At 62.9% G+C, this 10,546-nt stretch carries 8 protein-coding genes and 2 pseudogenes; 7 read left to right on the forward strand and 3 right to left on the reverse strand.

What is annotated here, in order from left to right; all coding sequences use genetic code 11:
* Window positions 1–85 precede the first annotated feature (85 nt).
* The 6 genes and pseudogenes from AC0L25_RS26805 (at window position 86) to AC0L25_RS26830 (ending at window position 5,493) form a co-directional block, all read left to right on the forward strand.
* Window positions 86–1,065 (forward strand): annotated as a pseudogene (locus AC0L25_RS26805) (ABC transporter permease).
* A complete protein-coding gene (locus AC0L25_RS26810; RefSeq protein ID WP_473598279.1) occupies window positions 1,062–1,844 on the forward strand; it encodes an ATP-binding cassette domain-containing protein in 783 nt (260 codons plus the stop codon). Before AC0L25_RS26805 ends, AC0L25_RS26810 begins: the two are co-directional and overlap by 4 nt.
* A gap of 16 nt (window positions 1,845–1,860) precedes the next feature.
* The gene (locus AC0L25_RS26815; protein WP_473598270.1) at window positions 1,861–3,042 is read left to right on the forward strand and encodes an aldose 1-epimerase family protein; all 1,182 of its coding nucleotides are present in this window, start codon (window positions 1,861–1,863) and stop codon (window positions 3,040–3,042) included.
* Between the two features lie 91 nt (window positions 3,043–3,133).
* Window positions 3,134–4,223: pseudogene (locus AC0L25_RS26820) on the forward strand (fatty acid desaturase family protein).
* A 40-nt stretch (window positions 4,224–4,263) separates the two neighbouring features.
* Window positions 4,264–4,575, forward strand: coding sequence for a MocE family 2Fe-2S type ferredoxin (locus AC0L25_RS26825; RefSeq protein ID WP_473598271.1), 312 nt, complete (start codon window positions 4,264–4,266; stop codon window positions 4,573–4,575).
* A gap of 117 nt (window positions 4,576–4,692) precedes the next feature.
* Window positions 4,693–5,493, forward strand: coding sequence for a 3-methyl-2-oxobutanoate hydroxymethyltransferase (locus AC0L25_RS26830; protein WP_473598272.1), 801 nt, complete (start codon window positions 4,693–4,695; stop codon window positions 5,491–5,493).
* A gap of 63 nt (window positions 5,494–5,556) precedes the next feature.
* Here AC0L25_RS26830 and AC0L25_RS26835 read toward each other — a convergent pair whose 3' ends face one another.
* Both AC0L25_RS26835 and AC0L25_RS26840 read right to left on the reverse strand, forming a co-directional pair.
* The gene (locus tag AC0L25_RS26835) at window positions 5,557–7,038 is read right to left on the reverse strand and encodes an HAL/PAL/TAL family ammonia-lyase (RefSeq protein ID WP_473598273.1); all 1,482 of its coding nucleotides are present in this window, start codon (window positions 7,036–7,038) and stop codon (window positions 5,557–5,559) included.
* On the reverse strand, window positions 7,035–8,036 hold the full coding sequence (locus tag AC0L25_RS26840; protein ID WP_473598274.1) for an ornithine cyclodeaminase family protein: 1,002 nt from the start codon (window positions 8,034–8,036) through the stop codon (window positions 7,035–7,037). The genes AC0L25_RS26835 and AC0L25_RS26840 overlap by 4 nt, the downstream gene beginning before the upstream one ends.
* A 199-nt stretch (window positions 8,037–8,235) precedes the next feature.
* On the opposite strand from AC0L25_RS26840, the gene AC0L25_RS26845 reads away from it, so the two are divergent.
* Window positions 8,236–9,678 carry a DHA2 family efflux MFS transporter permease subunit gene (locus tag AC0L25_RS26845; protein ID WP_473598275.1) on the forward strand — a complete coding sequence of 481 codons (1,443 nt, stop codon included), beginning with the start codon at window positions 8,236–8,238 and terminating at the stop codon, window positions 9,676–9,678.
* 140 nt (window positions 9,679–9,818) lie between these two features.
* Here the strand turns inward: AC0L25_RS26845 and AC0L25_RS26850 are convergent.
* A partial coding sequence (locus AC0L25_RS26850; protein ID WP_473598276.1) for a hypothetical protein occupies window positions 9,819–10,546 on the reverse strand: 728 nt, incomplete at its 5' end.

The raw sequence follows: 10,546 nt of genomic DNA on the forward strand, positions 1-10,546 counted from the left end.
TGGAAATTGACGCCCGCCGCGCAGGCGGCGGGCGTCGCTCCAAGGTATGGTCCAATCCGTCATGACAATTGCCGCTGAAGAGGAAATGCCTGGGGCCAAACGCAGGTCGAGCCTGATCCGCTCGCCGCAATTCTCCTCGCTCGTCATCCTCATTGTGCTGCTGGTGGCGTTCGCCGTCGCCGACGCCAATTTCCTGTCGCCGCTCAACATCTCCAACATGATGGCGTTCCTGCCCGAACTCGGCATCATCGCGCTCGGCATGACGCTGCTTCTGACGGCGGGCGAGTTCGACCTTTCGGTCGGCGCCGTGTTTGGTCTGGCGCCGGTCGTGGTCATGCTGCTGGTGCAGAGCGGCCAGGTCGACATCGGCGTGGCGCTGCTGGCCGGACTGCTGCTGTGCGTGGCCATCGGGGCGATCAACGGATTGATCGTCACCAAGATCGGCATCTCCTCCTTCCTGGTGACGCTGTCGATGCTGCTCGTCGTGCGAGGGGCGGCGCTTTACATCACGCAAGGCTTTCCGCTGAAGTCGTGGGACCAGCCCGGCTTTTCGTGACTCTGCTGGCCGGCAGTTTCAACATCGGGTCGTTCCGGTTCTACACCTCGCTGTGGTGGTTCATCGCCCTGTCGTTGCTGGCGATCTATGTGCTGCACTACGCCAAGCTCGGCAACTGGATCAGTGCCATCGGTTCGAACCGCAACGCCGCCGTGGCGCGCGGCGTGCCGGCCGATGCGGTCAAGATCTGGCTGTTCATCCTGACCTCAGTGCTGGCGGGTCTGGCCGGGATGATCAGCGCCTTCCGCATCTCGGCCGCGTCGCCGGTGGCCGGTACCGGTTACGAGCTCGAAGTGATCGCCATGGTGGTGGTCGGCGGCACGGCGCTGACCGGCGGGCGCGGCACCATCCTGGGCACGATCGTCGGTGCGCTGATGCTGCGCAGCATCCGCAACGGCATCGTGCTGATCGGCGTGCCGGGGCTCGCCTACAACATCTTCGTCGGCGTCATCATCCTTGCCATGCTCATCCTGCACGCTCTGCTGCAGAAAAACGCCGCCAGGAGCTGACCATGGAAGTGCTTCGGCTGCAGAACCTGCAAAAGTCCTTCGGCAGCGTCCGCGCCCTGAAGAGCGCCTCCTTCACACTCAACGAGGGCGAGGTGGTGGCCTTGCTCGGCGACAATGGCGCCGGCAAATCCACCCTCATCAAGGCGATCTCCGGTGTGTTTCCCGTCGACCGCGGCGACATCTATGTGCGCGGCCAGAAGGTCTCGATCCGCTCGACGCGCGACGCGATGGATCTCGGCATCGAGACCATCCACCAGGACACGTCGCTGGCGCCGGACCTGAGCATCGCGCGCAATCTTTTTCTCGGCCGCGAGCCGGTCAACTTGAAATGGCTGGGCGTGTTCGCGCCGCTCGACCTCGCCAAGCTGCGCGATGCCGCCGCGGCACTTTTGAAGCGCGTCGGCATTTCGAAAAAGCTCGACGCCGATGCGCTGGTCAGCACGCTGTCGGGCGGTGAGCGCCAGTCGATTGCTATTTCGCGCGCCATGCAGTTCGCCGCCAAGGTCATCATCCTCGACGAGCCGACCAACAATCTCGGCGTCGAGGAAACACACGGCGTGCTGCGCTTCGTCAAGGACGTGCGCGCGGCCGGCCATTCGGTGCTTTTGATCACCCACAACATTCACCACGTCTTCCAGGTCGCCGACCGCATCATCGTCATGCGCCGCGGCGAGATCGTCGCCGAGCAGACGGTCGCCGATACCGACCTGCTGACCGTGGAAAGCATCATCACCGGCGCCGACATGTCGGCCCTGCTCAAGGAGACGAGAGCAAAGTGAAGGAACTGGCCGTCACATGGTAGAGCTTTACGGCAAGACGCTATCGCGCCGGCAGGTCTCGGAGCGGTCCGGCATGCTGTCGCAGTTCGCCGGCGTGCGGCTGATGACACTTGGCGACGGGGTGGAGCGCGGCATACGGATGCTCGAATTCCGCACCGGTTCCGGCCTGCGCTTCACCGCGCTGGTCGACCGGGCGCTTGATATCGCCGATTGCGACTTCAAGGGCCAGGCGATCGGCTGGCATTCGCCGAGCGGTTTTCGCCATCCCGGCCTGCACGAGTATGAAGGCGAGGAGGGGCTGGCCTGGGCGCGGTCGTTTTCCGGCCTTCTGCTCACCTGCGGCCTCGACCATATATTGTTCATGAACGAGGTACCTGCCGACACCTACAATTATCCGCCGAAGAAGACGGTGCGCCATTCGCTGCATGGCCGCGTCAGCACCATTCCGGCGCGGCTGACCGGCTACGGCGAGGCCTGGGACGGCGACCGCTGCGTGCTGTGGGCCGAAGGCATCGTCCAGCAATCGGCTGTGTTCGGCGAGGATCTGCATCTGCTGCGGCGGATCGAGGCCGATGTCGGCGGCAATGAGATCCGGCTTTCGGACCGTGTCGTCAATCACGGCTTCAATCGGACGCCGCATATGTATTTCTACCACATCAATGTCAGCCATCCCGTGCTCGACGAGGGGTCTCGTTATCTGGCGCCGATCCGGGATGTGGTGTGGGCCGGACATGCCGGTGAGCGCTACGAGGCGCAGAAAGTTGGTTACCGCACCGTGCCGGCGCCGCAACTGGGTTTCAAGGAACAGGTCTGGCAGCACGAGCTCGGCGCCGACGCCAAGGGTGAGGTGCCGGTGGCCGTGGTCAACGATCATCTTGGCCTCGGCCTTGAGGTCGTCACGCGTAAAGACCAGTTGCCTTGCGCCTATCAGTGGCAGAATTTCCAGGCGGGACAGTATGCGCTGGGCATAGAGCCGTCGACGCATCACGTGCTCGGCAATCTGGCGGCGCGCGAGCGCGGCGAGATGATCTGGCTGGAGCATGGCGAAAGCCGCTCCTACAATGCGGTGTTCCGGGTTCTCGACGGTGCTGACGATATCGCTGCCGCCGAGAGCCGGATCGCAGCGATCGCCAGGCAGCCGCGGGAGGATTATCCGCGGCCGTCAGGCAATTTTCCGGTGCTCGGAGGCAGGTCGTGATGATGGCGAGGACGACGCGAAGCACCGGTTGGGAGGCTGGTTCCGGTCGGAGCGGGGAGGGCTCGCGGCCCATCAGGATTTGGAGGTCACAATGGCTGGCACAATGAAGCGCGACTACAGCCTGGTTGGCGAGAGCACACGCATCGCGATCGAGACGGGGCTGGCTTCGGCCGAATGGTACCACACCGAGGTCCCGCGCAAGGCGATCAAGGAGTTGATGCAGCGTTCCGACGGTCCGGCGATCCGCGACACGATCATCTGGATCGCCGCCATCCTGGCTTCAGCTGCCGCCGGCGTTTATTTCTGGGGCACTTGGTGGTGCGTGCCGTTCTTCTTCGTCTATGGCGTGCTCTACGGCTCCTCCAGCGACTCGCGCTGGCACGAATGCGGCCATGGCACCGCCTTCCGGACGCGCTGGATGAATGATGTGGTCTACCAGATCGCCAGCTTCATGCTGATGCGCAATCCGGTGACCTGGCGCTGGAGCCATGCCCGCCACCACACCGACACCGTCATCGTCGGGCGCGATGCCGAGATTGCCGTGATGCGCCCGCCGGACCTGCTGCGCACCGCACTCGCCTTCACCGGCATCCTCGATTTTCGCTATTCGCTTCCGGCGCTGGTGCGCCAGGCATTCGGCAAGCTCACGCCCGACGAGAAAAGCTACGTTCCCGAGATGGAACAGCACAAGGCCGTCATCGCCGCGCGCTGGCATGTGGCCATCTACATCGCCACAATTGCACTCGCCCTCACTGTTCGATCATGGGTGCCGCTGGTGCTCATCGGCGTGCCGCGCCTCTACGGCACCTGGCACATGGTGCTGACCGGCCTGCTGCAGCACATCGGCCTGGCCGACAACGTGGTCGACCACCGGCTCAACACCCGCACCGTATACATGAATCCGATCAGCCGGTTCATCTACTGGAACATGAACTACCACGTCGAGCATCACATGTTCCCGATGGTGCCCTATCATGCGCTGCCCAGGCTGCACGAATTGATCAAGCACGATTTGCCTGAGCCGAACCCATCAATATGGCATGCCTATCGCGAGGTCTGGCCGGTCCTGCTCAGGCAACTCAAATACGAGGACTATTTCCTCAAGCGCGAACTGCCGCCGACGGCACGGCCCTATCGTGGCGAGTTCCACGAAGTGAACAATGTCGGCAGCGGCTGAATAGGCACCGCGCGCCGCCGCAATGCAGAAAGGGAGAAATAGAGATGGCCGATTGGGTCGAAGCGTGCGCCGTGGACGATGTCGACGAAGAGGATGTCATGCGCTTCGATCATGGCGGCCGCACCTTCGCGATCTATCGTTCCCCTGACGACGAATTCTTTGCCACCGACGGGTTTTGCACGCATGAGAGGGCCCACCTGGCCGATGGGCTTGTCATAGACGACATCATCGAATGCCCCAAGCATAATGGCCGCTTCAATTACAAGACCGGCCAGGCCAAAGGGGCTCCCGTCTGCGTCAATCTGCAGACCTATCCGGTCAAGGTCGAAGCTGGCAAGGTGATGATCCAGATCTAAAGCATGATCCCGAAAAGCGGGAACCGGTTTTTGCTGCGCTGACCTTCGGTTTGGAAAAGATCATGCAAATTGAATCCTGACCGGCCTTCCGTTCACGTAACAAAGGGGACCAAATCGATGAGCCGTAAAAGACCGACGATCGCCGATCTGCGCGCCATGAAGGGCAAGCGGCAATTGACCATGCTGCGCGTGCTGACGATGGACGAGGCCGAGGCCGCCGAAAGAGCCGGGGTCGACATCGTCTCAGTGCCGCCGGAGCTGGTGCTCAACCCGCAATATCGCGATGCCGCACCCAGCCTGTTCACCATGCCGGGCGACAATTTCTACGAGATCGGCACAGCCGACGATTTCGTGCGCTGGGCGTTCCGGCTCTACAAGGCAAGCGCGGACGCGGTCTATTGCAGCGCTGGTTATGCCACCGTCAAACGGCTGGCCGATGACAATATACCGGTGATCGGCCATGTCGGCCTGATCCCGTCGCGCGCCACCTGGACCGGCGGCTTCAAGGCCGTCGGCAAGACCGCCGACAGCGCCATGCAGATTTTCGAGGCTGTCAAGCAGTATGAGGCCGCAGGCGCGGTCGGCGCCGAGATCGAAGTGGTGCCGGTGGAGGTGGCCAAGGCGATCTCGGAACGCACTTCGCTGATCATGCTGTCGATGGGGGCGGGCACTGGCTGCGACGCGCAATATCTGTTTGCCGACGACATCCTTGGCCAGAACCGCGGCCACATGCCCCGCCATTCCAAGGTCTACCGCAATTTCGCCGCCGAATATGACCGCCTGCAGGCGGAACGCATCGCCGCTTTTTCCGAATATGTCGCCGACGTAAACAGCCTGGCCTATCCCGAAGAAAGGCATGTCGTGCATATGGATCCGGACCAGTTCGGTCTGTTCATGGAGAAGATCGACGCCGGATGACACGCGCCGGCTAGCTAGGACCTGCTCGAGAATATCGTCAGCCGGCACATGCGACGGCCCGTGCTACGGCCGCCATGTTCCGGTAGCCAGCGCAGCGTAAAGCGCCTCGGCGTCGATACCCAGCGCTCTGTCTTCCCTAAGCGGCGCGCCGAGGGCACGCACGGCTGCTTGAATTCCCGCGGTGCCCGACGCCAACGTCAGCCCGTCGCGCAGGTCGACGGCCTGGGCGGCGGCCATTAGTTCGAAGGCGATCAGCCGCTGCCACAGCACGATCATGTCGGCGCATTTCGAAATGGCCAGCGGTGCTTGCGTCGCATGGTCCTCGACGCCTTCGAAGACCGGCAAGAAATCGAGCATCACCGGGTTGGCCTTGTGGCGGATGGCGGCGAGGATCGCGGTCACTGTCTTTTGCAGCGGCACGAAGCCGGCCGAAGCGCCGCCGACCGGCGATAGATATTTGGGCAGGCCGTTGCGGCCTGAGCCGGTGAGCTGGATGAAGCGGGCGGCACAGGCGGTCGCACATTGAGCGATGGCAAGGCTGAGCGTCTCGAAGGCAAGCGACAGCGACGCGGTGTGGAAATTGCCGGTCGACAGCACCATGTCGTCGTCGCCCAGCACCAGCGGATTGTCGGCGGCGGTATTGAGCTCGATCTCGACGGCTTGCCTGGCATGGTCGATTGCCTGTAACAGCGCGCCATGGATCGACGGCATGCAGCGGATCGACAGCGGGTCCTGCAAAGTCGTCGGCGTCGGCGCCTTGTCGCGTGCCAGAAGATCGCGCAAGCCTTTTGCCGCCTGCTGCTGGCCGGCGGCCGGTCGTGCCGCCTGCAGGCGCGGATCGAGGATCGTCTGGTTGGCGCCGATGCCCTCCATCGTCAGCGCGCCCGCCTGCTGTTGTTGTGCAAAGGCGGACAATGCGTCGGCGACCGCCAGCGCGCCGCTGCCGGCGGACACCGCCGAGGCGCTTATCAGCGACAGCCCGTCCTTGGGGGCGAGGCTGACGGAGGCGAGGCGCGCCATTGCCAGCGCCTTGGCCGCCGACATGCGCCGGCCCTGAAAATCGGCTTCGCCGTCGCCGGTCAGCATGCGGCCGAGCGTTGCCATCAGCACCAGGTCGCTGTCGCCGATCGAACCCAGCGACGGCATCACCGGATGGACGCCGGCATTGAGCGCGTCGATGAGCGCGACGAAAACCTCCGGTGAAATGCCCGAACCGCCGGCCGAAAACATCGCCGCGCGGGCAAGCATCGTCGCGCGCACGATGTCTTGCGGCAGCACGTCACCCACCGCGCCGCTGCGGCCGTCCAGCAACTGGCGCTGGAAGGCGCTGGCGTCGCCGCTGACCGACGTGCCGAGATTGGCGCCGAGCCCGGTGTTGAGCCCATAGATCGGCTGACCAGAAGCGGCGGCGCGGTCGAGCACTTTTCGCGCGCGGTCCAGCCTCTCCATAACCGCGGGGGCTACTTCCACCTTGCGTCTGTCGCGGGCAACTGCCGCGACATCCTCGACTATGATGTCGGCCCCGGTGAGGACGAGCGCGCTCATGCGAAGCGCAGCCGCTGGCCGATGCCTTGCGCCTGCGCCTTGGCCAGCATCGCCTTGCCCAGCGCGATATCGGAGAGCGACAGGCCCCGATGCCAGAACAGGATCGTCTCGTCGTCACTCTGGCGCCCCGACTTGAGGCCGGCGGCGATCTGGCCAAGTTCGGCGTGCAGGGTCTGCTCGCTCAGGCGTCCGGTCTCGACATGGGCGCGCAGCGAGCCGAATTTGCCGCCCTTGCACTGCCCCCAGTCGTCGACGACGATCTTTTGCATGATGTCGGTCAACGACAGCTCCACCGCGCTCATCGTGCCGTAGGGCATCACCAGCGCGCCGGGCTTTATCCATTCGGTCTTCAGCAGCGGCTGCGGTTCCGGCAGCCGCGAGGCCTCGACGACGACGTCGGCGCCCTCGACGCAAGCGCGCCAGTCGGCGACCGCCGTAACCTTCTTGCCGAGATCGGCGGACAGTTTGGCGGCAAAGCCGTCGCGGCTTTCGGGCCGGCGCGAATGCACGCGGATCTCGTCGAAGTCGAAAAGATGGTCGAGCAGGCGCACGTTCCAGTAGGCGGTGCCGCGCGCGCCGACATGGCCGAGGATATTCGACGTCTTTTTCGCCAGATGTTTGGCGCCGATGGCGGTGACGGCGCCAGTGCGCATGTCGGTGATCACAGTGGCGTCGAGTATGGCACGCGGCGTGCCGGTGCGCGGATCGAAGAGATTTAGGATGCCGAATTCCGACGGCAGGCCATGCAGGTAATTGTCGACATAGTCGCCGACGATCTTGACCCCGGCCGCATCGAGCGGCGCGACGTAGCCGCGCAGGACATTGAAATGGCCGTTGAAGGACGGGTCCGGCTCGAGATGGACGCGCGGCTCGATCACAGTCTGGCCCTTGCCCTGCGCCACCAGTCCGGCCTCGACCGCCTCGATGATCTCCGCCTCGGTCATATCAAGCGCTTCGATGTCGAGGGCGTTGAGATAATCGATGTAGATGGGTTTCATGCGCACACAGTTCCCAAGTCGAAAGAGGTTCGATGGCGAGTTTCACCATCGCATAACAGGTCGCGATACGACACGAAAGTTTGTTGGTCCCTGTCTGGACGGCGTCGCCCAAATGCTGTTCTAACCGTTGCGTCATCGATTTGCCGGACAACTGCCTGGTTCCCAGTGGCGCGGGAAAAACTTTCGTACAATTCTGCGCATGACCGCCATTCCCGAAAACAAAGCCTTGGCCGAGACTGCGACGGCGGCGCGGCAGGCGCGGCGCGTGGCGCTGATCGTCGCCGTCGCCTTCTTCATGCAACTTCTGGATTCGACGATCATCTCGACATCGCTGCCGCAGATGGGAGAATCCTTCGGCGTGCCGGTGGTGACAATGAGCGTCGGCATCACCGTCTACATGCTGACGATGGCGGTGTTCGTGCCGCTGTCGGGCTGGCTCGCCGACCGCTTCGGCGCGCGCAGCATCTTCCTCGTGGCGATCGCGCTGTTCACGCTGGCCTCGATCGCTTGCGGCATCTCGCAGAACCTGACCCAGTTCGTCGCCGCACGTGCCGTGCAGGGCCTGGGCAGTGCGCTGATGACGCCGGTCGGCCGCATCCTGGTGCTGCGCAACGCCTCGAAGTCCGAGCTTCTCAATGCCACCGCACTGATCACCTGGCCGGCGCTGTTCGCGCCGGTGATCGGGCCGGTGCTAGGCGGCTTCATCACCACCTATCTCTCCTGGCACTGGAATTTCTTCATTAACATTCCGCTCGGGCTGGCTGGCCTGGCACTGGTCGCCCGCTTCATTCCCGGCGACCGCGCTTCCGAAACCAGGCCGCTCGACTGGCCGGGCTTTCTTCTGACCTCGGTCGGGCTCGCCTCAATGCTCTACGGCCTCGAGCGCATCGCCCATCCGGAAGACGGCGCCATGCCGACCGTAGCGCTGCTTGTCGCCGGCACCTTAATCGGCTGGCTGGCCGTGCGTCATCTGGCGCGCGCCAGAAATCCGCTGCTCGACCTCACGGCATTCAAGGTACAGACTTTCGCCATATCGACGCTGTCGGCCGGCACCATTTTCCGGGTCGCCATCAACGCCACGCCGTTCCTGTTGCCGCTGCTGTTCCAGGTCGGCTTCGGCCTCAGACCCGTCGATGCCGGCATGCTGATCCTCGCGTATTTCCTTGGCAATCTCGGCATGAAGTCGGTGACCACACCGACGCTGAGGCGCCTCGGCTTCCGTTCGGTGCTGGTCGGCAACGGCGTGATCGCATCCCTGTCGATCCTGGCCTGCGCGGCGATGTCGCCGCAGACCCCGCAAGCGCTGGTGGTGGCGCTGATGCTGATTGCCGGATTGACGCGTTCGATGCAATTCACCGCGCTCAACACGCTAACCTTCGCCGACGTGGCTTCATCGCAGCGCAGTTCGGCGGCGACGTTGTCCAGCATGCTGCAGCAGGTGGCGATGCTGTTCGGCGTGGCGGTCGCGGCGGCGCTGCTCAACCTGTCGCAGATCGCGAGGGGCGGACCGGCGCTCGACGTCGTCGACTTCCGCCTCGCCTTCCTGGCAATCGGCGCTATCGGGCTCGCCGCCTCGTTCCGCTTCCTGGCGCTGCCGCCGGCCGCGGGCGCCGAGGTTTCAGGCCATTTGCCGCGGAACTGAAATTGGAAATCTGCGGCAGTCGTCCGTCCTGTGTCGGCGGAGGCGACAGAGAAAAATCATGTGAGCGGCCATGCATTAACCAGATTTCCTTCGCACGGAGAGTGCACCATTCAAAAAGCAAAGACTGCTTGAACTAAATCTCACGTGGCATAGTTCAAAAGTCTGTTTTCGTTTATATCACTCTGATTGTAGGTGAATTCTCTTCCAGTGAAAACCCGACAGAAGCCTGTCTTTCTTTCTTTTCCAAAAGCATCGGAATAGACAACCTCTCCGTATACGAAAAGCCGGAAGCCATCCTTTCCATGACCAGGCAAAAGCTCGCTCAATTTTGCCTCGCCATCCATGGGGGGAACATAATGCTTTCTCGGCCACTCTTCGTCGCGTTGGGCCATGACAGAGTCATCGGGAAAGGACCTTTTCCTTCTGCATTCAGATGGAAGGGGTGGAGTTTTCGCCAGTACGTATTCAATGGCGAGACTTTTGACCAAGGCTGGTGTACGTCCGACGTTTCTGAAGTTCACCCCGTCAACGGCAATGACCTTGCCGCTCTTATCAACTTGCTTGATGGTTCGGAAAAGCCGGACATGTGGGCGCTCGGCAGCAATCATGGCCGGCGTATTTTCAGAGGCCGCCTCTGCAGTCCTGTTGGTAGCTACGAGAGTCCCCTGCAAAAGCCAAACGGCCCAACCACTAATCAGGGCGGCTATAACGCCGGTGACTGCCATCAGCCATTGCGCAAATCCATCCCCCAAAAAGAGGCTGTTGTTCGCGGGTTCGTTATCTTTGGTCAAGCTAGAGCACGTCCTGTGGTCGATGAATCGATTGTGATGTGACAGCTGCGTCTTGTGCTGATTCAACATCCACCTCG

The organism is Mesorhizobium sp. WSM4813, from assembly GCF_055811555.1.

Excerpts from the sequence above, each read along its gene's own strand:
- AC0L25_RS26815 (WP_473598270.1), top strand. The coding sequence starts at position 1,861 with ATGGTAGAGCTTTACGGCAAGACGCTATCGCGCCGGCAGGTCTCGGAG.
- AC0L25_RS26825 (WP_473598271.1), top strand. The coding sequence starts at position 4,264 with ATGGCCGATTGGGTCGAAGCGTGCGCCGTGGACGATGTCGACGAAGAG.
- AC0L25_RS26830 (WP_473598272.1), top strand. The coding sequence starts at position 4,693 with ATGAGCCGTAAAAGACCGACGATCGCCGATCTGCGCGCCATGAAGGGC.
- AC0L25_RS26835 (WP_473598273.1), bottom strand. The coding sequence starts at position 7,038 with ATGAGCGCGCTCGTCCTCACCGGGGCCGACATCATAGTCGAGGATGTC.
- AC0L25_RS26840 (WP_473598274.1), bottom strand. The coding sequence starts at position 8,036 with ATGAAACCCATCTACATCGATTATCTCAACGCCCTCGACATCGAAGCG.
- AC0L25_RS26845 (WP_473598275.1), top strand. The coding sequence starts at position 8,236 with ATGACCGCCATTCCCGAAAACAAAGCCTTGGCCGAGACTGCGACGGCG.